This is a genomic window from Nucisporomicrobium flavum (assembly GCF_016464385.1).
Taxonomy (GTDB): Bacteria; Actinomycetota; Actinomycetes; order Mycobacteriales; family Micromonosporaceae; genus Actinoplanes; species Actinoplanes flavus_A.
On the sequence record NZ_JADMLH010000014.1, the window covers coordinates 25840 to 50881 of the forward strand.

Below are 25042 nucleotides of genomic sequence, written 5' to 3' on the forward strand. Positions count from 1 at the left end.
GTGTGGCGGCCATCCTGACGACCGGGCCGTCGTCGGGTGCCCTTGACAGGAATCCGCCTGAGGCATGTAGCTGAAGCGACTCGAGGTCGCGGCACGGCGTTCGACCTGAGTAGTGGGGCAAGCGCAATCGGTGAAGCTGTCACGCGTGCCGTTGTTCCGTTACTGACATCTATCTGCCGATGATCTTGCAGAGTTGACTTTCTGCTACATGTCAGAACGCAGGCCAGGACGCCTGCCTACTGACATGAATCTTGGCGAGCCACAGGGGGGCGCCGGCACCCTGCACGCCAATGCGCCGGTGGACGTACCGGCCCGGCTCGAGGCGCTCGGCATGCTGGGTGGCCTGCCGAGGGCCGCCCTGCACGCCCAGGCCGTGGCGGCCCTCCAGGTGATTCTCCAGGTACGCCGGATCGACCGCGGCCGCGTCCTGGACTCGGTCGGGGTGCTGCTGCCGACGGGGGAGCAGCACCTCGCCACCGTCATCCCCGCCTGGCAGCGGGGACGCGGCGCAGGCCCGGGCGCACCGGCCCTTGCCCGCCTGCTGACCGAGCGCGGGGTGGCCGTCCCGCCCGTTCTGGGGTGTCAGGGATGACGGCCGCCCCGCCCACGGCCTGGCCGTGGCTCCTCGCGGCGGCACTGCTGGTCGCCGCCGCCGTGGTCGCCGCATGGCCGGCCCGCACGGCGCTGCGCCGCCTGGCCCCGCCTCGGTCCCCGCTGGCCTCGGTCAACGGCTCTGCCGTACGCGCCCTGCTCGCCCGGCGACCTCGGCGCACCCTCATCGGTGCCGTCGCAGCCGTCGCCGTCGCAGGCTTCGTCCTCGGCGGGCCCGTGGCCGCGCTGGTCGGCGCGGTGTACGCGGCGCTCGGGGCGCGCGAGCTCACCCGGCGGCTCACCGACCGGCAGGCCGCCGTCGAGCGGTCCCGCAGCCTCGACGAGCTGAGTGCCCTGGCCGCCGATCTCCGGGCCGGGCTGGGCTTTTCCGCGATGCCCGCGATCGGTGGGCGCCTCGGCCGGCTCGCGGGGTCCGCGCAGCGGCTGTCCGACCGTACGGGCGCACCGACCGCCGACCTCGTGGATCGCATCGAGGCCGACGCACGTGCCGCTGACCGGGCCCGAGCCGCCGCTGTAGCCCAAGCCGCAGGCGCGCAGGCAACCGCGCTGTTGCTGGCTGCCCTGCCCCTCGGTGGGATCGCGCTCGGCTACTTCATCGGGGTGGATCCGCTGCGGGTGCTGCTCCACACCCCGATCGGGGCAGCGTGCGCCACGGGCGCGGCACTCCTGCAGGGCGCCGGCCTGACCTGGGCGGGCCGCCTGACCGCCGGAGCCGCGCGATGACGGCCTCCACCTGCGGCGCGGAGGCGATCCTGCGCGTCGGCGGCCCGGTCCAGATCCCGCTCCAGCCCTGTTGCGTCGCGGTCCTGCTGCGAGCCTCGCGGATGCCGTACGCCGCTCCCGCCACCGTCGCCTGCCCCCTGCGCGCCGACCTGCGAGCCCTGACCCGCCCCGCCGTGATTCGCCGGGCCGCCGCATGATCCGCCGGATCGTCGTCGCGCTCACCTGCGGCGCGGCGATCCTCTGGTACGCCGGTCACTGGTGGGGCATCCCGGTCGCCGCGGTCGTCGCGTACGGGATCGACCGATGGCTGAAACGCCAGGAGCCGGCCGACGTGCGCGCCAGCCGTACGCGGGCCGAGGCGGACCTGCCGCTCGCGGCCGACCTGCTGGCGGCGGCTCTGCGCGCGGGTGCACCGGTCGACCACGCCGCCTCCGCCGTCGCCGAGGCGCTGGGCGGTCCGCTCGCGGAACGCCTCGACCGCGTCGCCCGCTCGCTCCGCCTGGGCGCCGACCCGCCCGAGGCCTGGTCCCACCTGGCCGGCGTCACGGGCGCGGACCGCCTCACCGCGGCGGCGGTCCGCTCGAGCGCCAGCGGAGGGGCCCTGTCCGGGGCATGCACGCGTCTCGCCGACGACCTGCGTGCCGACCGGGCCATCGCCGCGGAGGCGGCCGCCCGGCGCGCCGGAGTCCTGATCGTCCTTCCCCTGGGCCTGTGCTTCCTGCCGGCGTTCCTGCTCGCCGGCCTCGTACCGGTCGTCGTCGCCGTCCTCGGCGACGTCCTCTGACCCATCAACCACGACAAGAAGGAGCATCCGTGTACCGACTCATCGCCCGCCTCGCCACCCTCCGTGCCGAGGCCGGCCGCGACGACGGCATGAACACCGCGGAGTACGCGGTCGGCACCCTGGCCGCCGTCGCCTTCGCCGGCGTCCTGCTCAAGGTCCTGACCAGCCCCACCGTTCAGCAGTCGCTGACCCGGGTGATCAACGAGGCGCTGAAGTGACCGAGCGCCGGCGGTCCGGCCGCCCTCGACATTCGCCCGCCGGTCCGGGTGGCCCGTCCGCTCAGGACGGTCCCGGAGGTTCGCTGGTTCACGGCCGCGCGCGACGACTCGTACGGTTCGGCGACAGGGGGTCGTTCACGGCCGAACTCGCGGCCGGGCTGCCGGCGCTCATGCTTCTGCTCTTCTCCGGTCTCACCGCTGTCACCGCCGTGACCACCAAGGGCCGATGTGTGGACGCCGCCCGCGACGGCGCCCTCATCGCCGCCCGCGGTGGTGCGGGCCCCGCGGAGGCGATCCGGGCCGCGCCCCCGGGTGCCGACGTCGACCTCATCGACGGCGGCGACACGGTGACGGTGACCGTACGAGCTCCGGTGGCCGTCCTCGGCGCACGCCTGCCCGCGGTGACGGTCGAAGGCAGCGCCACGGCAGCACGCGAACCGGAGATGACCCGGTGACCCGCTACGACCGGACCGTCCGTGATCGTGGCGCCGCGTCGATCCTTGTGCTGGCGGTGGGCCTCGTCCTCGTCGCGGGCGGTGTGGCCGGCGCGGCCGTCGGTGCCGCGCGGGTCGGGCGGCACCAGGCCCGGACGGCGGCCGACCTGGGCGCCCTCGCAGGGGCGATGCGGGCCGTCGAAGGACAGGAAGTCGCCTGCGCACGGGCCGCCCAGCTGGTGGCGGCGAACGGAGGCCGGCTGACCGGATGCCGGCTGGAGGGGCGGGACATTGTGGTCGTGGCGGAAACCGCGGTCGAGCCGTTGCCGGGACCCCGGCGCCACACATCAGCCACGGCCAGAGCGGGCCCGGTCGACCGCTGAGCAGCTGTCAGATGGCGGCGCCCACGTGGGCGCCGGCCGAGTCCCGATCCTCGTCGCCTATCCGTCGTGCCTGAGCGGTCGCCTGCTGGGCCTGCCGGGTCAGGTGGCCGAGGGCCTCGCGCTGCTGGGCGACCTCGTTGCGGATCACGGCGGTGACGGAGCTGATGCGGTTGATGCCCGCGGTCATCGACGTGATCGCGCTCGTGACCGCGCCGGCGTCGGTCCGCAGCGATTCGATGATCACTGCGATCTCGTCGGTGAACTTCGCGGTGTCCCGGGACAGTTCCTTGACCTCGGCGGCGACGATGCTGAAGCTCTTGCCGGCTTCCCCGGCTCGTGCCGACTCGATGGTGGCGTTGAGCGCGAGCAGGTTCGTCTGGTCGGCGAGGCCGCTGATCACCGTGGCCACCCCGCCGATGCGCTGCAGGCTCTCGGCGAGCACGGCCACCGCCCGGTCCACGTCGTGAGCCTGCTCGACGACACCGGCGGCGACGTTGTCCGCGGTCGACACCTGCCCGTCGATCGACGTGGCGGTTTGCTCGACGGTACGGACCTGGTCGACCACTCGCGACAGGGGCCCGGCGACGAGGGTGTTCGTTTCGCTGAGCAGGCGCTGGGCGCGTACGCGGGAGCGTTCCTCGGCGGCGCGCTGGTCGTCGAGCAGGGTGCGCATCTGCTCGTCGAGCTGGTTCCGTTCGGTGAGCGTGGCCTGCAGCGACTCCTGAGTACGCCGCTGCTCCTGAAGCTGGGCGCGGTTGCTCGCGATCATCCGCTGGTTCTGCTTGAGGGTGATGGCCATCCGGACGAGGGCGACCAGGAGGGCGAGCCCGGCGAGGACGACACCGACCATGGTGAGCTGCAGCGGTCCACCGAGTACCAGCACGCCGAGCGGCAGCAGGCAGAAGATGACGGGCGACAGCAGGCCCCGGTCGCTGTCGTTCTCGGGAAGTGGCCTGTCGGTGAAGCAGGTGACCGCGGTGGCAACGCCGAGGGCGCCGGAGAGGACGAGGACGTCGCCGAAGCGGTCGAGGTAAGCCACGATGCCCAGGTACAGCAGGTCGGCGGTCTCCCAGGCGAGCACCGCACAGATCAGCACGGCCCACCGGCGGTCGACTTTCCAGTTGTTGAGCGACAGCGCGCTGACCACGACCCCGAGCAGGATCAGGTCGGCGATCGGGTACGACAGGTTCGTGGCGTTCACCCAGAATCCCGCGTCGCTGTCGTCGGAGAGCGTGACGGGCAGGGACACACAGACCACCACCGAGGCGATCGCGAGCCCGCTGAGCACGCCGTCGAGCTTGGCCGTCACGGTGGCGCGCCCGATGCGCCGGCGCATCAGGAGGAGCAGGACGACGTACTCGGCGGGATAGATCGACAGCCACAGGGCGTCCGCGAGGGAGGGGGTGGACAGCTCGCCGTTCCGCTCGATCAACCAGGCCACCAGGCCACCGATCGCGTCGAGTAGCAGGCCTGCGCCCATGACCCCGGCGATCAGGCGATGATTCGGCCGGAGGACGGCTGTGATGATGCACGCGAGAGCGCCGCACAGCAACACGGCGTTGAAGAACCACGTCGCGAACATGTCGCTGTCCCGGCCGGCGCCGGTGACCGTCTGGATCCACATCACCGACAGCACGAGAACGCCGATCGCCAGGAACGCGATGGTGGGGCGCGGGACGGGAAGGGACCCCTCGGGGGCGCCCGATGACGTCGCCGGTGCCGCAAGATCGTCGCGCGACTCGTTCATAGGACCAATATGACCGAAAAGAGTGATGGTGTCCGGGCTTCCCCGCGATGATCCGAGGTGGCGGCGCGCCACGGCGGAACCGGCCGGAGTCGGCCGCTGAACTGCGCTGCCGGTTTCTCAGGCCGCGGTCGGCTCGTCCGCGGAGGTGCGTTCCGGGAGGGCGGCCAGCACCCCGTCCAGGACCGAGACCGCCTTGGCCTTGTCGAGGGGGTTGTTGCCGTTACCGCACTTCGGGCTCTGCACACACGACGGGCAGCCGGCATCACACCCGCACGAGGCGATCGCCTCCCGGGTCGCCCGCAACCATTCCGCTGCCGTCCCGTACGCCCGCTCCGCGAAGCCCGCGCCGCCCGGATGGCCGTCGTACACGAAGACCGTCGGCGCCTGCGTGTCCGCGTGGTTGGCGGTCGACAGGCCGCCGATGTCCCACCGGTCGCAGGTGGCCATCAGCGGCAGGAGGCCGATCGCGGCATGCTCGGCGGCGTGCAGGGCGCCCGGCACGTCCGGAGGTTCGACGCCCGCGGCGAGCAGGGCCCGTGGCGAGACGGTGAACCAGACGGCGACCGTCCGCAGCTCGCGGGGCGGCAGGTCCAGCGGACGGGTGTCGATCACCTCGCCGGTGCCGATGCGGCGCCGCTGGTACGAGACGACCTGGTTGGTGACGTCCACCTCGCCCAGGAAGAGGCCGACCGGGCCGGCGTCCACGTACTCGCGGACCGAGACCACCGACAGGTCCGTCACGTCGCGGGCGTGGGTGGACCAGTCCGGCTCCGCCGCGTGGACGAGCGCCACCGCGTCGTCCAGGTCCAGGTCGTCGACCACATAGGAGGCACCTTGATGCAGGTAGACCGCGCCCTGGTGGAGCATGACGTGCGACGAGCCCTGGTCGACCGTGCCGAGCAGGCGGCCCGTCGCCGACTCGACCACCGCCACCGGGGCGCCGCCCGTGCCGCGCAGGTCGACCTCCGGGCGCCCCTTGTGGGTCCAGTACCAGCCCGTCGGGCGTTTGCGCAGTCCTCCCGTCCGGGTCAGACCCTCCACCGCGTCGCGCGCGGCGCGGCCACCGAACATCTCCAGATCCGCCGGGCGCAGCGGGGCCTCCGCGGCCGCGCAGCACAGTTGCGGGCCCAGCACGTACGGGTTGGCCGGGTCGAGCACCGTGGCCTCGACCGGGCGGCCGAACAGCGCCTCGGGATGGTGCACGAGGTACGTGTCCAGCGGGTCGTCGCGGGCCACGAGAACCGCGAGCGCCTCCCCGCCGGCCCGGCCCGCGCGACCGGCCTGCTGCCACAGCGACGCGCGGGTGCCCGGGTAACCACAGATCAGCACCGCGTCCAGCCCGACGAGGTCCACTCCCAGCTCGAGGGCGTTCGTCGACGCGAGGGCGAGCAGATCACCCGACATCAGCGCCCGCTCGATCGCGCGCCGGTCCTCGCGCAGATAACCCGCCCGGTACGCCGCCACACGCCGCCCGAGCCCGGGGACCGCCTCGTCGAGGGAACGCCGCGTCATGGTCGCCACGACTTCCGCGGCGCGGCGGGAACGGACGAAGGCGAGCGTACGGGTTCCCGCGACCACCGCGTCGGTGAGCAGATCCGCGGTCTCGCTCAGGGCGGACCGTCGCGTCGGAGGCAGATCGGGATCCTCGTGCGGCAGCAGCGGCGGCTCCCACAGCGCGAAGGTGACCGCCCCGCGCGGCGACGCATCCTCGGTCACCGCGATCACCGGAAGCCCGGTGAGGCGCGACGCCGCGTCCTGCGGGTCGCCCGACGTGGCGGACGCGAGGACGAACGTGGGGGAGCTGCCGTACTGGGCGGCCAACCGGCGCAGGCGGCGCAGGACGTGCGACACGTGCGAGCCGAACACGCCACGGTAGGTGTGGCACTCGTCGATCACGACGTACGCGAGACGGCGCAGGAAGGGGGCCCAGCGGGCATGACCGGGCAGCATGGCGTGGTGCAGCATGTCCGGGTTCGTCAGCACGAAACGGGAGTGCTGCCGGATCCACTCGCGCTCCTCGCGCGGCGTGTCACCGTCGTATGTGGCCGGCCGTACGCCGTCGAGCCCGAGGCGCGCGACGGCCCGCAACTGGTCCGCGGCCAGCGCCTTGGTCGGCGAGAGATACAGCACGGTCGCCCGCGGATCCTCGAGCAGCCGGCTCAGTGCGGGCATCTGGTACGCGAGGGACTTGCCGGAGGCCGTGCCCGTGGCGAGCACGACGTGCTGCCCCGCGTGGGCGAGCGAGGCGGCGGCGGCCTGATGCTCCCAGGGCTCGAAGGCGTACGCCTCCCGCAGCGGACGCGGCACCCACTCCGGCCACGGCACCGTACGCCCGGCCCGTGCCGCGACCCGCTCGACATGCGTGATCGGCGAATCCTCGACGGACGCCCGCCGCGCCCGAAGCCGGTGCAGCAGCTCCGCGGGCCCCAGCGCGGCAAGCCCACCCTGCCCGCTGTCCGCCCGCGTTGCCGGCACGTCCCCCCGCGCTGCTGGCACGTCCGCCTGTTTCGCCGGGGCGACGGAGTGCGCAGGTGGCTCGTCGGTTCGGGCGGCGGGAACGGCCGGTTTGCCCTGACCCGCCGCGGGGTCGCCCGGAACAGTGGCCGAAATGTCCGGTGCTGTCGAGCTCACGTCCTGCACTGTGACATCGGTATGCCCCGAACCCCAAACGGGTACGACGGTGGGTGCCGCGCGCCGGGGGATGACCGTCGGTGGTTAGATTCGCTGGGGAGATCGGCTGCCTGAGGGCTTGCCCGGAGGGAGGAGGACCGATGGAGCTGTCGCTGACCAGCCGGACCGTCGGCGAGCACACGGTGCTCGACGTCGGCGGGGAGGTCGACGTCTACACCGCCCCGCGCCTGCGCGAACGTCTCGTCGAGCTGGTCGACGGGGGATCGCGTCACGTGGTGGTGGACCTCGGCCGGGTCGACTTCCTCGACTCCACCGGGCTGGGCGTGCTCGTCGGCGCACTCAAGCGGCTACGCGCCGCCAGTGGAACCTTCGGCCTGGTCTGCTCGAAGGAACCGCTGCTCAAAATTTTCCGGATCACCGCCCTCGACCAGGTCTTCCCGATCTACCCCTCCATCGAGGCGGCCACCTCGACGGCGTCCGGCGAACGCGACGACACCCCTCCGACGGCGTGATGGCGACGGTACGGCTGTCGTTCTCGCCCGCGCCGGTGCACGTCCGCACCGCCCGGCTGGTCGGCGTGGCGGTCGCTCGGCGCGCGGGGGTCGCCGAGGACCTGCTCGACGAGGTACGCCTGGCGATCGGCGAGGCCTGCACCCGAGCGGTGGCGCTGCACAACCAGTACAACCTGCCCGACCTCGTCATGGTCGAGATGTCCGACGCGGACTCGTACACGGTGCGGGTGATCGACCGCGCGCCGATCGAGGCCAGCATCGGCCTGACGAAGCTGCCGCCGGACGAGTTGGCGGACGAGTCGCTCACGGACGAGGCGCTGACCACGGGCGTGGGGTTCGCGCTGCTCGCCGGCTTCGTCGACGACCTGCAGGTCCGCCCGGTCGAGGAGGGCGCGGGCACCGAGGTCCGCATGGTCTGGCCGGTCCACCGCCGCTGACCACCCCACCCCACCCCAACCCGCGCCGACTCCACCGCGGCCGGCGTCGGCTTGAACGCCGCCACGCCGGTTGACTACCACCCGCGTCGGCTTGACCGCTGCCCGCGTCCGCCTGACGCCGCCCGCGTCGGCCTGACGCCGCCCGCGTCGGCCTGACGCCGCCCGCGTCGGCCTGACTGCCGCCCGCGTCGGCTTGACTGCCGTCCGCGTCGGCTTGATTGCCGCCCGCGCTGCGTAGCTGTCGGCGCGGCCGCGAAGACCGGGCAAGTCCGGCCGGTCACGGACGGACCGCGAGCTCTCCCGCGCGCCGGACCGCTGGACCGCGGCCCAGAAGGACATAATGGACACCGGCGCCTGGGCCGGCCGGGGGGCGACCGGAAACGACGCCATGCGAACGGCGCCGGACGAAGGGGAAGCCTCCGCCGAGAGTCCCGCGCAAACACCACTCAGCGCAAAAAGGACGCCGTTCGGCGCAAGGCCCCGGAAAGCCCAGCTAGGAGCCCGGAGCCTAGGCCGTCACCCGTTCGAACGCCAACCGCTAACACAGCGGTAAACATCACCACGACACGGCCGGAGCCAGGTGTGACCACCACCACCCCTGGCCGCTACAGTACGCCGGTAATCAGCTACTGCTCCCTGGTCCCGCGGCCGCGGGACCCGGTTTGTCGTCTCCCCGGATGCGGGGATGCGCCCGGTTCGTCCACTACCGGGTGCGGTCGGTGTACAGGAGGACATTGATGTCCGGGACCTCCATATCCCTCGCCGCGGAGAGCGGCGGGGCGTCCCTCAGCGGTTCGAACGTCACGTTCGTCATCGTCGCGGTGGTGTTCGCGCTCGTCGCGCTCGCCTTCGCCGCCATGTTCGTGCAGTCGGTCCTCAAGGCCGGGCGCGGCACCACCAACATGCAGGAGATCGCGGGCGCTGTGCAGGAGGGTGCGTCCGCGTACCTGTTCCGGCAGTTCAAGACCCTGGCGATCTTCGTCGTCATCGCGGTCGTGCTGCTGTTCCTGCTGCCCGTGCACGGGGACAGCGACAACGAGACCGCGGTGAAGATCGGCCGGTCGCTGTTCTTCGTCGTCGGCGCGGTGTTCAGTTCGTTCATCGGTGGCGCCGGCATGGCGCTGGCGACGCGGGCGAACCTGCGCGTCGCCGCTGCCGCGGGTGAGTCCGGCGGCCGCGAGAAGGCGATGGGCATCGCGTTCCGTACCGGTGGCGTGGTCGGCTTCCTCACCGTGGGCCTCGGCCTGTTCGGTGGCGCGCTGGTCGTGCTCATCTACCGCGACGACGCCCCGACCGTGCTCGAGGGCTTCGGCTTCGGCGCCGCGCTGCTCGCCATGTTCATGCGGGTCGGCGGCGGCATCTTCACGAAGGCGGCGGACGTCGGCGCCGACCTGGTCGGCAAGGTCGAGCAGGGCATCCCCGAGGACGACCCGCGCAACGCCGCGACGATCGCGGACAACGTGGGCGACAACGTCGGCGACTGCGCCGGCATGGCGGCCGACCTCTTCGAGTCGTACGCGGTCACGCTCGTCGCCGCCCTGATCCTGGGCCAGGCGGCGTTCGGCCAGGACGGCCTGATCTTCCCGCTGATCGTCTCGACGGTCGGCGTGGTCATCGCCATCGTCGGTGTCTTCATCACGCGGCTGCGCGCCTCGGACCGCAACGGCCTGACCGCCATCAACCGGGCGTTCTACATCTCGGCCGTGCTGTCGGCCATCATCGTGGCGATCGTCAGCTTCATCTACCTGCCGGCCACGTTCGCCGGGTTCAACGACGCCTCCCTGGACGCCGGTGTCGTCGCCAGCGACCGCAACCCGCGCCTGGTAGCCATCGGCGCGGTCGTGATCGGCATCGTGCTCGCCGCCGCCATCCAGGCCCTGACCGGCTACTTCACCGAGGTGCAGCGGCGCCCGGTGCAGGACATCGGCAAGTCGTCGCAGACCGGTGCGGCCACCGTGGTCCTCGCGGGCGTCAGCGTCGGCCTGGAGTCGGCGGTCTACTCGGCCCTGCTCATCGGCGCCGGGGTCTACGGTGCGTTCCTGCTCGGCGGTTCCTCCATCACGCTGTCGCTCTTCGCGGTCGCGCTGGCCGGCACCGGCCTGCTGACCACGGTCGGCGTCATCGTCGCGATGGACACCTTCGGGCCGATCTCGGACAACGCGCAGGGCATCGCCGAGATGTCGGGCGACGTGGACGAGCGCGGCGCGCAGATCCTGACCGAGCTCGACGCGGTCGGCAACACCACGAAGGCGATCACCAAGGGCATCGCGATCGCGACGGCCGTCCTCGCCGCCACGGCGCTGTTCGGCTCGTACACGAACACGCTGTCGTCGTCGCTGGCCGACGCCGGGATCAGCCCCGACCGGATCGGCGGCGAGATCCTCGGCCTGCTGAACATCTCCAACCCGCGCAACCTGGTCGGCCTGCTGATCGGCGCCGCGGTCGTGTTCCTCTTCTCCGGCCTGGCGATCAACGCCGTCTCCCGCTCGGCGGGCGCGGTCGTGATGGAGGTACGCCGCCAGTTCCGCGACTTCCCCGGCATCATGGACGGCACCCAGCGCCCCGAGTACGGCCGGGTGGTCGACATCTGCACCCGCGACGCGCAGCGTGAGCTGCTCACCCCGGGTCTGCTGGCGATCATGGCGCCGATCGCGGTGGGCTTCGGCCTGGGCGCCGGGGCGCTGGCGGCGTACCTGGCCGGTGCGATCGGTGCGGGCACGCTGATGGCGGTGTTCCTGGCCAACTCCGGTGGCGCCTGGGACAACGCGAAGAAGCTGGTCGAGGACGGCGCGTACGGCGGCAAGGGCTCCGACGCCCACGCCGCGACGGTCATCGGCGACACCGTCGGCGACCCGTTCAAGGACACCGCCGGCCCGGCCATCAACCCGCTGCTGAAGGTGATGAACCTGGTGTCGCTGCTGATCGCCCCGGCCGTCGTGGCCTGGAGCGTCGGCACGGACCAGAACACCGCCCTGCGCGTGACGATCTCGGTCGTGGCAGCGCTGATCATCGTGGCGGCGGTCGTCTGGAGCAAGCGCAAGCCGATCTCGATGGGCGACGAGGCCCCGGCGTCGGCGTCCACCTCGGAGAAGGTCAGCGCCTGATCCGAAGCGGTCTGGGAGGGCACTCGGCGCTCGCCGGGTGCCCTCCGTCGTACGTTGGCCGTACGCTGCAATCCATGCGCACGGCCCGCTCCACCTTCTTACTCATCGTCTGCTCGCTCGTCGTGACGCTGGGTGCGTGCTCGAGCGGTCCCGCGCCGCGCGCCTGGGCCACCTCGGTGTGCAAGGTGCTCGCCCCCTGGCGTACGGAGATCGGCACGCTCGCGACCCGCACGCAGCAGCAGATGACCGCCGCGACGACGCCCGCCCAGGCGAAGGAGAACCTGATGCGGCTCTTCGGCGGCGCGGAGTCGGCCAGCGAGAGGGCCCGCGCCGGGGTGGAGAAGGCCGGCGTGCCCGACGTCGACCAGGGCGAGAAGGTGGCGGAGAGCTTCACGGCGTCGCTGAGCGCCATGCGCGACGCGTACGGCCGGGCCAGGACGGGCATCGAGGGGCTGCAGACCAGCCCGTCGAAGGACTTCTACGCCAAGGTCGGCACGGTCGTCGAGACGTTGAACACCGAGTACAAGGCCAGCGAGCTCGACACCAGCAACCTCTCGTCGGTCGAGCTCAAGGAAGCCTTCGACGAAGTCCCGGAGTGCCGCTGATCATGGCGGAGAGCACAGAGCCGGAGTGCCGCTGATCATGGCCGAGCCCGGGTGGCCGCTGATCCCGCGCGAGGTGCTGCCCGCGCCGGTCGAGCCCGCCCGTGTCCGGTCCCGCCGGGCCGCCACCACCACCGCGCCCTCCGGCAAGCAGCTGTCGGTCTTCGGGGTGGAGGCCGTCGACCCTTCGCTGGCCGACCTGGCGGGCCTGCTGGCCGGCCCGGGGACGCTCGGCCGGATGGGCGGTACGGCCCGCGTCGCCGTCCGGGTGGACGCGGCCTGGCGGGTGCACGTGCTGGTGGAGGAGCTGGTCTCCCGGGGCCTGGTGGTCAACTGGCACCCGGTGGCCGAGGGGTCGCGCGACGAGCCGCCGGCGGATTTGATCGCAGTGCCGATCGACGATGAGCCCGTCGACGATGAGCCCGCCCCCGAGGAGCCCGCCGTAGAGGAGCTTCCCGTCGAGGAGGTGGCGGACGACACGGTGGTGGAGCCGGAGCCCGCGGGAGGGAAGCCCGCAGAGCTCGCTTACGAACCTCCCAAGGCCGGACAGGACGGACAGGACGGACAGGGCGGCGAGGGTGCGCCGCCGGTGGCGTTCGAGGTGCGGACCGCGTACAGCAGCCGCTTGAACGGTCTTGCCCGCGGCTGGCCGCCGCCCTCCGGCAGGCTGTTCCTCAACGGGCCGAGGCTGCGCCTCTGGGTCGCCGCGGCGGGGTCACCCCGGCCGCAGGGGTACGCGCTCGGTCTGAATCCCGACGGGTTGCTTGACAAAGCCATTGATGACGCTCTCGCCCGGGTGGGGCTGGCGGGCACGATCCAGGCCGGTCCGGCGTACGTGATCGCAGGTCGCAGGCGTCTCGCCCGGCTCGCCGAACTGATCGGCGAACGGCCCGCCGCGGCCCCGGCGCGACTGTGGCCGGGCAGCGCCGCTGCGTGATCTTCCCCGATTGTGTACGACACGACGGCATGTTCCCGGTGTACGGTGTCGCCGTCGGACGCGTGCGGTGGCCGGACCGTTACCATCCGACTTCTGTCTGCCCGGGGAATGTCAGCTCGTCCGGCGCGTTACGTTGAACGTCCGCGTGCCCGCCGTCCGCGACGGGCCGCCGAGTGAACCGAAGTGTGGGAGTGCCGTGCCGAGTAACGCCAGGACGATCCGTCTGGTCATCGTCGAGTCTCCGTCGAAGGCCAAGACGATCGCCGGTTACCTGGGCCCCGACTATTTCGTCGAGGCCTCCTTCGGCCATGTCCGTGACCTGCCGAAGAACGCCGACGAGGTGCCCGAGAAGTACAAGGGCGAGTCGTGGGCGCGGCTCGGCGTCGACGTCGACAACGGCTTCCACCCCCTGTACGTCGTCTCCTCCGACCGCCGCCAGCAGATCGCGAAGCTGAAGCAGCTGGCCAAGGAGGTCGACGAGATCTTCCTCGCCACCGATGAGGACCGCGAGGGCGAGGCCATCGCGTGGCACCTGGTCGAGACGATCAAGCCGAAGGTCCCGGTCAAGCGGATGGTCTTCCACGAGATCACCCGGCCGGCGATCCAGGCGGCGGTCGCCAACCCGCGCGAGATCGACAAGGACCTGGTCGACGCCCAGGAGGCGCGGCGCATCCTCGACCGGCTGTACGGCTACGAGGTCAGCCCGGTGCTGTGGAAGAAGGTCATGCCGAAGCTGTCGGCGGGCCGGGTCCAGTCCGTGGCGACGCGCATCGTGGTCGAGCGCGAGCGGCAGCGCATGGCCTTCCGCACGGCCGAGTACTGGGACATCAACGCCCAGCTGGCCGTGCAGGGCAAGGTCGAGGGGCCGCGCAACTTCTCGGCGACGCTGATCGCGCTCAACGGCGACCGCATCGCCACCGGCAAGGACTTCGAGCCCACCACCGGGCGGATCAAGCCCGGCGCGGCGGTCGTGCACCTCGACGGCGACGGTGCCCGCGGGCTCGCCGCCCGGCTCGAGGACCGGCCGTTCCAGGTCACCCGGGTCGAGGAGAAGCCGTACCGGCGCCGGCCGTACGCGCCGTTCATCACCTCGACGCTGCAGCAGGAGGCCGCGCGCAAGCTGCGCATGTCGTCGCAGCAGACTATGCGGACCGCTCAGCGGCTGTACGAGAACGGCTACATCACGTACATGCGTACCGACTCGGTGAACCTGTCGGAGACGGCCATCGCGGCCGCCCGCCGGCAGATCGCCGAGCTGTACGGAGAGCGCAGCGTCCCGCCGGAGCCGCGCCGCTACACCGGCAAGGTCAAGAACGCGCAGGAGGCGCACGAGGCGATCCGCCCCGCCGGCGACACCTTCCGGGCTCCCGGCGAGCTGGCCAACGAGCTCTCCGGCGAAGAGTTCCGCCTGTACGAGCTGATCTGGCGGCGTACGGTCGCCTCGCAGATGACCGACGCGGTCGGCAACTCGATCTCCGTGCGCATCCGGGCGGTCTCCACCGCTCAGGAGGAGGCGGACTTCGCCGCGACCGGCAAGACGATCACCGACCCGGGTTTCCTGCGCGCCTACGTCGAGTCGTCCGACGACGAGAACGCCGAGGCCGAGGACGCCGAGCGCCGCCTGCCCAACCTCGTCAAGGACCAGCCGCTGACGGCCGAGGAGCTCGCCGCGGTGGGCCACCACACCAGCCCGCCGGCCCGCTACACCGAGGCGTCGCTGGTCAAGGCCCTCGAGGAGCTGGGCATCGGCCGCCCGTCGACGTACGCCTCGATCATGCAGACGATCCAGGATCGCGGGTACGTGGAGAAGCGCGGCCAGGCGCTGATCCCGACGTTCATCGCGTTCGCCGTGATCGGGCTGATGGAGAAGCACTACCCGCGGCTGGTCGACTACAACTTCACCGCCGCGATGGAGAACGACCTCGACGGCATCGCCGGGGGCGACCACGCCTCGCTGGACTTCCTCAGCGCGTTCTACTTCGGCAGCCGGAGCGCCGACCCGGACGACTCGATCGCCCAGGCGGGCGGCCTGCGCAAGCTGGTCACCGACAACCTCAGCGCCATCGACGCGCGGTCGATCAACTCGATCCCGCTCTTCGACGACGAGGAGGGCCGGCACATCGTCGTGCGGGTCGGCCGTTACGGCCCCTACCTGCAGCGCCAGCTCCCGGAGGCCACCGAGGAGTCGCCGAACGACCGGGTCTCCATCCCGGACGGTGTCGCGCCCGACGAGCTGACCCCGGAAAAGGTCAAGGAACTGTTCCTCGGCGGCGGCGGGGAGAAGAACCTCGGCGAGGACCCGTCCAGCGGTGAGTCTGTGGTGCTCAAGTCCGGCCGCTTCGGCCCGTACGTGGAGAGCGGGGAACGGCGGTCGTCGCTGTTCCGCACCCAGTCGCCGGAGACGCTCACGCTGGAGCAGGCGCTGCAGCTGCTCACCCTGCCCCGGGTCGTCGGCAAGGACCCCGAGGGCGCGGAGATCGTCGCCAAGAACGGCAAGTTCGGCCCGTATGTGCAGCGCGGCACCGACTCGCGGTCGCTGCAGCGTGAGGACGAGCTCTTCACGATCACGCTGGACGAGGCGCTGGCCCTGCTGGCGGCCCCGAAGACCCGCCAGCGCGGGGCGGCCAAGCCGCCGCTGCGCGAGCTCGGCCCCGACCCGGCCACCCAGAAGCCCATGGTGATCAAGGAGGGCCGATTCGGCCCTTACGTCACCGACGGCGAGTTCAACGCGTCGCTGCGGCGCGGGCAGACGCCGGAGGAGCTGACCGTCGAGCAGGCCTCGGAGATGCTCGCCGAGAAGCGCGCGAAGGGTCCGGCGCCGAAGAAGGCCGCGAAGAGGGCGCCGGCCAAGAAGGCCGCCGACGGTGCCGAGCCCGCGAAGAAGGCGGCCACCAAGAAGGCCGCCGCGAAGAAGGCGCCGGCCAAGAAGGCGACCGCCCGCAAGGCGACCAACGCCGCGCCGGCCGCGAAGAAGGCAGCGCCGAAGAAGGCGGCCCCCGCGAAGGCGACGGCCGCCGCCGACTGAGCCACGCGGCGCGATTCCCTGCGGAAACACCGACAGGGGGTTGTCGCCGCCGCCCTCGAGAGTGGTCGTGCCGGGAGATGCCCGGCACGACTCCTTGAGGGGGATGACATGGCCGGAATCAACGGCATCGCCTGGTTCGAGATCGGTACGGACGACCCGGCGGCCGCGGAGCGCTTCTACGGCGACGTGTTCGGCTGGAGCGTCGCGCACGACGGCGCGGCGAGCACGGATCCGGCCTACCAGGTGATCACCACGGGCAGCCTGCGCGGCGGCCTCTTCGCGACCCGCGGCGAGATGCCCAACTACGCCGTGTTCACCGTGCTGGTGGACGACGTGGAGGCGGCGTGCCGGCGCGTCGAGGCGGCGGGCGGCTCGATCCAGCGGGCGCCGCAGACCAACCCGATCGGTGTGACGTTCGCGCATCTGCTCGACCCCTCCGGCAACCACTTCGCGGTCTTCAGCCCTGGTCAGCCCAATGTGAGCTGATGGACCGGCCCGTACGGAATGTCGAGGTCTTCCCGGCTCAGCGTGCGCGGCGCCGGGACCTCGGCGGTGACCGCCACCGACGTGATGCGGTCCGTGCGGAACACCCGCAGCGCATCGCGCATCCGGCACCAGGCGACGAGATACCAGTGAGCCTCCTTGCCGACGTAGCCGAGCGGCTCGACCTCGCGCGTGGTGGCGGCGCCTTCGCGGTCCCCGTACCGGATGCGGAGCACGCGGCGAGCGGCCACGGCGTCGCTCACCGGGCGGGGGATCGGTGTCGCCGGACCCGGTCCACCGAGCAGATGGACGCGGCCGGCGAGGTCGTGGGCAGCCGCGGCATCGTCGGCCTGCATCGCCGCGACCAGTTTCCGCAGCGCCGAGCCCGCGGCCGCGCGGAACGGCGTGCCCTGCATCCCGTGCAGCGCCACCGCCATCGCGACGGCCTCGCCCGGGGTCAGGTTGACCGGTGGAAGCGTGCGCGTCTTGTCCAGGCAGTAACCGCCCGTGCGGCCCGGTTCGGCATAGATCGGCACGCCCGACTGCTGCAGGGCGCCGATGTCACGCTCGACCGTGCGGGCGCTGACCTCGAAGCGGCCGGCGAGCCAGCGCGCGCTGCGCGGCCGGGGCGCGACCGCGCGCAGCTCCTCGACCAGGGCATACAGGCGGTCGGTGCGATTCATGGCCCCAACTTAGGGGCGGGGTACGACAGAAAATCAGGCGCCGAGGACCCGGTCCAGGTACGGGTTCGCAAAAACACGATTCGGATCGAGCCGATCACGCATCGCTACGAAGTCGTCGAAGCGGGGGTACGCGCGCCGCAGCGAATCCGCGTTCCGATAATGCAGTTTGCCCCAGTGCGGCCGGCCGCCCAGCGGCTCGCACACCGCCTCGAACGCCTGGAAGTACGGCTCGTACGGGCTGCCCGAGAACTGGTGCACCGCGATGTACGCCGAGTCCCGCCCGTACCCGTGCGAGAGCCAGATGTCGTCCGGGCCGGTGAACCGCACCTCGACCGGGAACTGCACCTTGAACGGCAACTTCTCGACGATCCGGGGCAGTGCCGACAGCGCCTCGGACAGGCACTCGCGCGGGATCTCGTACTCCATCTCCACGAAGTGGACGCGGCGTGACGTGCAGAAAACCCGGTCCGACCGGTCGGTGTAGGTGCGGGCCGTCAGGGCCCGCGCCGCGACCGCGCTGACCGTCGGGACGATCGCGGGGAGCTTCTGACCCAGCTTGCAGGCGCCCTGGAAGACGGTGTTGGACAGGAACTCCTCGTCGAGCCAGCTGCGGAACGGCGACAGGGGACGGTCGGACGCCGGCACCTTGTTGTTGCGCTTGAGCTGTGCCCGGTCGGTGTACGGGTACCAGTAGAACTCGAGGTGGTCGTTGGTGGCGATCTGCTCGTCGAGGCCGGCCAGTACCTCCCGCAGGGGCATGGGCCGCTCGTCGGCCAGCAGCACGAACGCCGGTACGCACCGCAGCGTCACCTCGACCAGCACGCCGAGCGCGCCGAGGCCCAGCCGGGCCGCCGGGAACAGCTCGGACGACGAGTCGACGTGCAGCACCTCGCCGGATCCAGTGACCAGCGTCACTGCCTCTACGCCCGAGGCGAGCGTCGAGTACGCCTGCCCGCTGCCGTGCGTACCCGTGGAGATCGCACCCGCAACGGTCTGCCGGTCGATGTCGCCGAGGTTGGGCATGGCGAGGCCGTGCTCGGCCAGCACGGCGTTGAGCCGGTGCAGGGGCATGCCGGCCTGGACCGTCACGAGATCACCGTCGACGGCCACGAGGCCGGCCAGCCGGTGCAGCAGCATCCGCTGATCGTCGGCGACCGCGATGCTGGTGAACGAGTGCCCGCTGCCGACCGCCTTGACCCGGCGCCCGGCGGCTGCTGCCTCCTTGACGAGCGCCGCCACCTCGTCGGCGGACCCCGGCATCAGGACGTCGGCGGCGACGGAGTGTTGGTTGCCGCCCCAGTTTCGCCAGCGGGGGGAAGCGACAGGGGCTGCGTTGTCACTGGTCATAACGGCCTTGTCCTCCCGACAAGCGGACAGTCGCACAAAACCGGGGATACCGCGTGTCCTCGGCGTCCCGTCGATGCGTCTCGCTCGTTGATCCGAGTAACGTTCCGATTGAGTGGTGTCCGCGGCCCTTGATCCGCCGTCGCGAACAGTGCTCATTATCACCGCTGAGAGGGAGTGGCGACGCGTGTCGACACCAACCGTCACCACCGGGCCGCTGCGCCGCGTCCCGGTGCAGGGCAGAAGCGTTGCCCGGGTCCAGCGCATGCTCGACGCCTGCGCCGAGCTGGTGGACGAGGTCGGGTACGAAGGCCTGACCACCACCCTGCTCGCCGAGCGGGCCGAGGTAGCCATCGGCTCGGTCTACCAGTTCTTCCCGGACAAGCGGGCCATCGTCCAGGCACTGGCGATGCGCAACATGGACGCGTACCTGCAGAGTCTGTCGGCGCGCTTCGCCAACGAGACGTTCGCCCACTGGTGGGACGGCGTGGACGCGGCCATAGACGCGTACATCCACATGCACCGCAGCGTGCCGGGCTTCCGTACGTTGCACTTCGGTGACGTGGTGGACCTGCACCTGCTGGACGCCGAGCGGGACAACAACGCGGTCATCGGCGACCGGCTCGCCGAGCTGCTCGTCGACCAGTTCCAGCTGATGGACCGCACCCGGCTGCGCTTCGCGCTGCTGATCGCCGTCGAGGCGGCGGACGCGCTGATCAAGCTCGCGTTCCGCCGCGACCCGACCGGCGACGAGGCCGTCCTGACCGAGGCCAAGGCGCTGATCCGCGAATACCTGCACCGCCACGTCCCCGCCTGACGCCTGCTCACCCCAGGAAGGCATGCCCCTCTCCCCGGTACGTCGGGGCCGGCGTCGCCGTGTCACCGTCGACGAGCTGCACCTCGTTGACGTGCTCACACAGTTCGCCGGCCTTGGCGTGACGGAACCACACCCGGTCACCGGGCCGCAGCTCGTCCGCGGCCGGGCCGACCAGCGGCGTCTGCACCTCGCCGGCGCCCTCGTCGGCCCGGAACCGCAGACCCTCCGGTAGCCACGGTGTCGGCTGGCGCGACGGCCCGGTCGGGCCGGAAGCGATCCAGCCGCCCCCGAGCACCGTGGCGATCCGGGGTGCCGGACGGCGGACGACCGACAGCGCGAAGAAGGCCGCCGGGATGGGCTGCCATGCCCGGTACGCGTCGAAAAGCGTCGGCCCGAACAGGCCGGAGCCGGCCGCGACCTCGGTGACCGACGGGTCGGCGGCGGTCGCGGCCATGCTGCCGGTGCCGCCGCCGTTGACGAACTCCAGGTCGGCGTGCTCCCGGACCGCCTTGACGGCGGCCATCCGCCGCTTCAGCAGCTCCGGCAGCGAGCGGCGCTGCATCATCCGGATCGCGCGCGCCCGCAGCGCCTGCCCCGGCGGGGCGTCGCCGACACCGGCGATGTGCGCCTCGTACGCCATCATCGCGACCAGCCGGAATCCGGGGCGGGCCACCACCCGCCGGGCCAGGGCCCCCGCCTGCGCCGCGGAGTGCACGGGGGATCGGCGTACGCCCACGTGCAGTGGCCCCGCCGGCCGCCACGACGCGTCCAGCTCGAGGCACAGCCGTACGTCCGGGCGCCGTCCCGGGGCCGTCACCGCGTCGACCAGGTCCAGGTGGGACGGGTGGTCGACCATGATGGTGATGGCGGCGGCCAGCTGCGGGTCGGCGGTCAGCTCGGCGATCGCGGTGCGGTCCACAGTCGGGTACGCGACCAGCACGTCGTCGGTCACCCCGGAGCGGACCAGCCAGATCGCCTCCGGCAGCGTGTACGCCATGACGCCGGACCAGCCGGGCCGCTGGAGGACGCGTTCGAGCAGAGCGCGGACGCGTACCGATTTGCTCGCCACCCGAATCGGTTTGCCGGCCGAGCGCAGCGACAGCGCGGCGGCGTTGGCGTCGAAGGCCGCCAGGTCGACTGCGGCCAGCGGCGTCTCGAGGTGGGCGGTGGCCTGGTCGAGCCGTTTCTGTAATGCGCGTCCGGCGGTCACAGGGGCAACCTATCCGCTGTACGGGCAATGCGAAACACCTTCATTTATGCGCCACCCGAACGAGCGCACCCACGATGAGCTGCAGCCGCCCGTTAGAGTGCTTCGGGCAGCAGCGACCGGGAGGTAAGGGCCATCGACACCGAAACGAGCTCGGCACGGACGGAGGCCGCCCCCGTCGACCTGTCCGGGGTCGCGGCGCTGCGTGCCGTCCTGCTGATCCGCCCCTTCCGGCGGCTCTGGCTCGTGCTCAGCGTCGCGTCCTTCGGCGACTGGATCGGCATCCTCGCCACCGCCCTCTTCGCCTCGCAGCAGGTCACCGGCAGCGTGGCGCAGGGCAGCGCGTTCAGCAGCACGATCGCGATCCGCCTGCTCCCGGCCCTGGTCCTGGGGCCGATCGCCGGCGTCATGGCCGACCGGTTCGACCGGCGCTACACCATGGTCATCTGCGACATCCTGCGCTTCTTCGTGTACGGGTCCATCCCGGTCGTCGCCCTCATCAGCGACTCCGGCGCGTTCACGGTGACCTGGACGGTGATCGCCACCTTCATCGGCGAGACGATCACGTTGATGTGGATCCCGGCCAAGGAGGCCGCGGTACCCAACCTCATCCCCAAGGGCCGGCTCGAGGCGTCGAACCAGCTCACGCTGATCACCACGTACGGCATCACCCCGATCCTCGCCGCCCTCGTCCTCGCCGCCCTCGACGGCGTGGTCCGCGGCCCCATCGGCGGCCTGCCCACCTGGGCGTCCCCGGTGCAGATCGCGCTCTACATCAACGCGCTGTCCCGGGCGGCGACGGCCGCGGTCGTGTTCTTCGGCATCAAAGAGATCAGCGCCGGCCGGCGGGAACGCCAGCAGAAGAACGCCGAGCAGAGCATGTTCCGGCAGTTCGTCGAGGGCTGGAAGTACATCGGCAACACCCCGTTCGTCCGCGGCCTGGTGCTCGGCATCTTCGGCGCGTTCGCGGGCGCCGGCATCGTCGTCGGCACGGCCCGCTTCTTCACCGCCTCCCTCGGCGCGGGCGACGCTGCGTTCTACCTGCTGTTCGCGACCCTGTTCATCGGCCTCGCGATCGGCATCGGCCTCGGCCCGGCAATCGTCAAGGAGCTGTCGCGGCGCCGCTGGTTCGGCATGAGCATCGTGCTCGCCAGCGGCGCGGTGGCCTTCCTGTCGGTGGCGTTCCACCTGTCCATGGCCCTGTTCGGTGCGCTCTTCGTGGGCGCGGGCGCGGGCATGGCGTTCCTCGCCGGCGTCACCCTCCTCGGCGGCCAGGTCGGCGACGAGGTCCGCGGCCGCGTGTTCGCCGTCGTCCAGATCGGCGCCCGGCTCGTCCTGCTGCTCGCGATCTCCCTCGCCGGCGTCCTCGTCGGCCTCGGCAGCAGCCGCACGGTCCGCGCCGGCGACATCTCCGTAGACATCTCGTCCACCCGCGTGCTGCTCCTGGTCGCGGGAGCCATCGGCGTCTGGACCGGCATCAGCGCGTTCCGCCAGATGGACGACAAACACGGCGTCCCGGTCCTGGCGGACCTGTGGGGCGCGGTCCGCGGGCGCCCGCTGTCGCCGGCCGAGCCCTTCACGCGTACGGGAATCTTCGTGGTCTTCGAAGGCGGCGAGGGTGCGGGAAAGTCCACCCAGGTCACCCGCCTCTCGGAGGCGCTCCGCGCCGCCGGCAACGACGTGGTCGTGACCCGCGAACCGGGCGCAACCGACATGGGCGCGAGAATCCGCAGCCTCGTCCTCTCCAACGGCGCTGACGCCGACGCCCCCTCACCCCGCGCCGAAGCCCTGCTCTACGCGGCGGACCGGGCACACCACGTGGCCACGGTCGTCCGCCCGGCCCTGGAACGAGGAGCGGTCGTGATCAGCGACCGGTACGTGGACTCCTCCCTCGCCTACCAGGGCGCCGGCCGCACCCTGCCGGTCCAGGAAATCTCCTGGCTCTCATCCTGGGCCACGGGCGGCCTCAAACCGGACCTGGTCGTCCTCCTCGACGTCGACCCCACGGTCGGCCTGGGCCGCGTCGACAGCCGAGGCCAAGGCGCCGACCGCCTCGAAAGCGAATCCCGCGCGTTCCATGAACGGGTCCGGTACGCCTTCCTCGACCTCGCCTCGGCAGACCCCAAGCGCTACCTGGTCCTGGACGCCTCCCGCCCGATGGAGGAAATCGCCGGCGCGGTCGCGATCCGGGTGAACGCCCTGCTCAACGGCGAGGAATACCACACCGAACCGGCACGAAGAGCGGACCCGGACGAAACCCAGGTCATGCGGGCGGGCACGGACCCGTCGCCGACCATGGCGATGCCGGAGGGCGACGTTTCCCGGACGATGCCGATGCCCGGAGACCCGCTGGGCAGCGGGCATTCCGAGGAGACGGTCGTGGTGCGGTCGGTGGGAGGCCCGGACGAGACCGCGGTGATCCTGCCGGCGGGCTCACCGTCATCGGGGATGCCACAGCCGCCGGAGTCACCCGAGGCGACCCAGGTCATTCCGTCCGCGGAGGCGACCCAGGTGGTGGCATCTCCCGACGCGACGCAGGTACTCCCTCCCTCCGGGACTGGGTCCGCTTCATCGTCCTCCGGCTCCGGCTCCGGCTCCGGCTCCGACTCCGGCTCTGGCTCGGTGGCGGCCTCGTCGCTCGCTGGGTCCTCCGTCTCGGATCCGGATCCGGGTACGTCGGATGCGGAGACGCCGCTCGAGGTGCTCGAGGAGATGACCGGCAATCGCGCCGTCGCCGACGAGGTTGCCCCGGCCCGGCCTGAGCCCCCAGCCAGCACCAACCGCGACTCTGCCTCGGACCGCGACCCTGCCTCGGACCGCGACCGCGACCCCGGCTTGGACCGCGACCGCGACCGCGACCCGGGCTCGGACCGGGACACCGACGCCGATGGCGGCCTGGACCGCGACCTCGGGTCGGATCGCGACGCCGACGCCGACGGCGATGGCGACGGCGACGGCGGCCCGGACCGTGACGCCGGCCCGGGAGCGGGTGGGCGACCGCCGGTGGGCGAGCGAGAATCGACGCCATGAGCGTGTTCGCCGACCTGGTGGGGCAGGACGAAGCCGTTGTCACCCTGAGCCGGGCTGCCGCGGCCGCCGCGCGCATCGTGGCCGGCGACGACGTCGCCGCGGGGGCGATGACGCACGCGTGGATCTTCACCGGCCCGCCCGGCTCCGGTCGGTCCGTGGCGGCCCGCGCCTTCGCCGCCGCGCTGCAGTGCGAACGCAACGGTGCCGGCTGCGGCGAGTGTCACGGCTGCCACACGGCCCTCGGCGGCACCCACGCCGACATCCGGTACGTCGTTCCCGAAGGCCTGTCGATCGGCGTCAACGAGATGCGCGCGCTCGTGCTGCGCGCCGGCAGTGCCCCGTCCGGCGGCCGGTGGCAGGCGGTCGTGATCGAGGACGCTGACCGCCTGACGGAAGCGGCCGGCAACGCGCTGCTCAAGGCCATCGAAGAGCCTCCTCCTCGTACGGTGTTCCTGCTCTGCACCCCCTCCACTCACCCCGACGACATCTCGGTGACGATCCGGTCCCGCTGCCGCGTCGTACCGTTGCGGCAGCCGTCGGCCGAGGCGGTCGCGGAGGTCCTCGTACGCCGCGACGGCATCGCCCCCGACGTCGCCTCGTGGGCCGCCGCAGCAGCGCAGGGCCATGTCGGCCGCGCGAAGCGCCTCGCCCGCGACCCGGACGCCCGCAAACGCCGCGAAGCGGTCCTGACCGTCCCGCGCCGCCTCACCGGCGTGGGCGCCTGCTTCGACGCCGCCTCGGCGCTCATCGAGGCCGCGGAGGCCGAAGCCGCGGCCACCGTGACCGAAACCGACAGCACGGAACGCGCAGCCCTCGAACAAGCCCTCGGAGCCGGCGGTACGGGCCGAGGCGCAGCCGGAGCGATGCGCGGAGCGGCCGGCCAGCTCAAGGAACTCGAGAAGCGCCAGAAGTCCCGCCTCACCCGCTCCCAACGCGACGCCCTCGACCGCGCGCTCGTCGACCTCGCCGGCTTCTACCGCGACGTCCTCATCACGAACCTGCGTGCGCCGGTGCCCGTCGTGCACACCGACACCGCCCCGCAGTCCGAGGCGGCCGCCGGCAAGTGGTCACCGGAGAGCACGTTGCGACGGCTCGAAGCGGTGCTGGCCTGCCGCGAGGCGATCGAGTTGAACGTCAAGCCGAAGATCGCCGTGGAGGCGATGATGCTGAACCTCTGGCGAGGCTGACCTCCTCCAGTGCCGGCGTCCCTCGGGGCGCATCGAATGTGCAGGGCTTCTTGCTGGTGGCTGACATCGGCGTCCTTACGAATCGGTCGGCTGTGATGGCTACGCGCAGCGGTGCCGCTGGCTGGCAGACGCACCTGCCGGG

Annotated in this window: 20 protein-coding genes and 2 pseudogenes; 17 read left to right on the forward strand and 5 right to left on the reverse strand. The window is 71.9% G+C overall.

Annotated elements, in window-relative coordinates; genetic code table 11:
• Positions 1 to 244 precede the first annotated feature (244 nt).
• The 7 genes and pseudogenes from IT780_RS28695 to IT780_RS28725 all read left to right on the forward strand — a co-directional run.
• A pseudogene (locus tag IT780_RS28695) lies at positions 245 to 592 on the forward strand (TadA family conjugal transfer-associated ATPase); the annotation flags it as partial.
• Positions 589 to 1335, forward strand: coding sequence for a hypothetical protein (locus tag IT780_RS28700; protein WP_233413679.1), 747 nt, complete (start codon positions 589 to 591; stop codon positions 1333 to 1335). The pseudogene IT780_RS28695 and the gene IT780_RS28700, both read left to right, overlap by 4 nt.
• On the forward strand, positions 1332 to 1532 hold the full coding sequence (locus IT780_RS28705; RefSeq protein ID WP_199514920.1) for a hypothetical protein: 201 nt from the start codon (positions 1332 to 1334) through the stop codon (positions 1530 to 1532). Before IT780_RS28700 ends, IT780_RS28705 begins: the two co-directional genes overlap by 4 nt.
• On the forward strand, positions 1466 to 2119 hold the full coding sequence (locus IT780_RS28710) for a type II secretion system F family protein (RefSeq protein ID WP_307831447.1): 654 nt from the start codon (positions 1466 to 1468) through the stop codon (positions 2117 to 2119). The genes IT780_RS28705 and IT780_RS28710 overlap by 67 nt, the downstream gene beginning before the upstream one ends.
• A gap of 41 nt (positions 2120 to 2160) precedes the next feature.
• Complete coding sequence (locus IT780_RS42840; protein ID WP_307831448.1) at positions 2161 to 2337, forward strand: DUF4244 domain-containing protein; 177 nt, start codon at positions 2161 to 2163, stop codon at positions 2335 to 2337.
• An 83-nt stretch (positions 2338 to 2420) separates the two neighbouring features.
• Complete coding sequence (locus IT780_RS28720; protein WP_199515048.1) at positions 2421 to 2792, forward strand: TadE family type IV pilus minor pilin; 372 nt, start codon at positions 2421 to 2423, stop codon at positions 2790 to 2792.
• The gene (locus IT780_RS28725; RefSeq protein WP_199514923.1) at positions 2789 to 3154 is read left to right on the forward strand and encodes an Rv3654c family TadE-like protein; all 366 of its coding nucleotides are present in this window, start codon (positions 2789 to 2791) and stop codon (positions 3152 to 3154) included. Before IT780_RS28720 ends, IT780_RS28725 begins: the two co-directional genes overlap by 4 nt.
• Before the next feature lie 7 nt (positions 3155 to 3161).
• Here IT780_RS28725 and IT780_RS28730 read toward each other — a convergent pair whose 3' ends face one another.
• Together IT780_RS28730 and sftH are read right to left on the reverse strand one after the other, a co-directional pair.
• Positions 3162 to 4901 (reverse strand): methyl-accepting chemotaxis protein, encoded by a 1740-nt coding sequence (locus tag IT780_RS28730; RefSeq protein ID WP_199514924.1) that lies wholly within the window; start codon positions 4899 to 4901, stop codon positions 3162 to 3164.
• 117 nt (positions 4902 to 5018) lie between these two features.
• A complete protein-coding gene (sftH, locus tag IT780_RS28735) occupies positions 5019 to 7376 on the reverse strand; it encodes a DEAD/DEAH box helicase (protein ID WP_307831449.1) in 2358 nt (785 codons plus the stop codon).
• Positions 7377 to 7672: 296 nt separating this feature from the next.
• On the opposite strand from sftH, the gene IT780_RS28740 reads away from it, so the two are divergent.
• From IT780_RS28740 to IT780_RS28770, 7 genes are all read left to right on the forward strand, one after another.
• Entirely contained in the window at positions 7673 to 8044 is a 372-nt protein-coding gene (locus tag IT780_RS28740; RefSeq protein ID WP_199514926.1) for an STAS domain-containing protein, read from the forward strand.
• Positions 8041 to 8481 (forward strand): ATP-binding protein, encoded by a 441-nt coding sequence (locus tag IT780_RS28745; RefSeq protein WP_199514927.1) that lies wholly within the window; start codon positions 8041 to 8043, stop codon positions 8479 to 8481. The genes IT780_RS28740 and IT780_RS28745 overlap by 4 nt, the downstream gene beginning before the upstream one ends.
• 737 nt (positions 8482 to 9218) lie before the next feature.
• A complete protein-coding gene (locus tag IT780_RS28750; RefSeq protein WP_199514928.1) occupies positions 9219 to 11585 on the forward strand; it encodes a sodium-translocating pyrophosphatase in 2367 nt (788 codons plus the stop codon).
• Positions 11586 to 11659: 74 nt separating this feature from the next.
• A complete protein-coding gene (locus IT780_RS28755; protein WP_199514929.1) occupies positions 11660 to 12190 on the forward strand; it encodes a hypothetical protein in 531 nt (176 codons plus the stop codon).
• A gap of 25 nt (positions 12191 to 12215) precedes the next feature.
• Entirely contained in the window at positions 12216 to 13124 is a 909-nt protein-coding gene (locus IT780_RS43520; RefSeq protein WP_372443814.1) for a hypothetical protein, read from the forward strand.
• A 196-nt stretch (positions 13125 to 13320) separates the two neighbouring features.
• Positions 13321 to 16149: a type I DNA topoisomerase gene (topA, locus tag IT780_RS28765; protein WP_199514930.1), complete on the forward strand. Its 2829-nt coding sequence runs from the start codon at positions 13321 to 13323 to the stop codon at positions 16147 to 16149.
• Positions 16150 to 16257: 108 nt separating this feature from the next.
• Positions 16258 to 16635, forward strand: a complete 378-nt coding sequence (locus IT780_RS28770) for a VOC family protein (RefSeq protein ID WP_199514931.1) — start codon at positions 16258 to 16260, stop codon at positions 16633 to 16635.
• Here IT780_RS28770 and IT780_RS28775 read toward each other — a convergent pair.
• Positions 16617 to 17315: a helix-turn-helix transcriptional regulator gene (locus tag IT780_RS28775; protein WP_199514932.1), complete on the reverse strand. Its 699-nt coding sequence runs from the start codon at positions 17313 to 17315 to the stop codon at positions 16617 to 16619. The two genes, IT780_RS28770 and IT780_RS28775, sit on opposite strands and share 19 nt — an antisense overlap.
• Before the next feature lie 33 nt (positions 17316 to 17348).
• Positions 17349 to 18662 (reverse strand): D-arabinono-1,4-lactone oxidase, encoded by a 1314-nt coding sequence (locus IT780_RS28780; RefSeq protein WP_199514933.1) that lies wholly within the window; start codon positions 18660 to 18662, stop codon positions 17349 to 17351.
• Between the two features lie 184 nt (positions 18663 to 18846).
• On the opposite strand from IT780_RS28780, the gene IT780_RS28785 reads away from it, so the two are divergent.
• A complete protein-coding gene (locus IT780_RS28785; RefSeq protein ID WP_199514934.1) occupies positions 18847 to 19476 on the forward strand; it encodes a TetR/AcrR family transcriptional regulator in 630 nt (209 codons plus the stop codon).
• A 7-nt stretch (positions 19477 to 19483) separates the two neighbouring features.
• Here the strand turns inward: IT780_RS28785 and IT780_RS28790 are convergent, their stop codons facing one another.
• On the reverse strand, positions 19484 to 20686 hold the full coding sequence (locus tag IT780_RS28790) for an amino acid deaminase/aldolase (protein WP_199514935.1): 1203 nt from the start codon (positions 20684 to 20686) through the stop codon (positions 19484 to 19486).
• A gap of 243 nt (positions 20687 to 20929) precedes the next feature.
• Between IT780_RS28790 and tmk the strand changes: the two are divergent.
• Positions 20930 to 23023: pseudogene (tmk, locus tag IT780_RS28795) on the forward strand (dTMP kinase); the annotation flags it as partial.
• A 686-nt stretch (positions 23024 to 23709) separates the two neighbouring features.
• Positions 23710 to 24900, forward strand: a complete 1191-nt coding sequence (locus IT780_RS28800; RefSeq protein ID WP_199514936.1) for a DNA polymerase III subunit delta' — start codon at positions 23710 to 23712, stop codon at positions 24898 to 24900.
• The last annotated feature ends 142 nt before the right edge of the window (positions 24901 to 25042 follow it).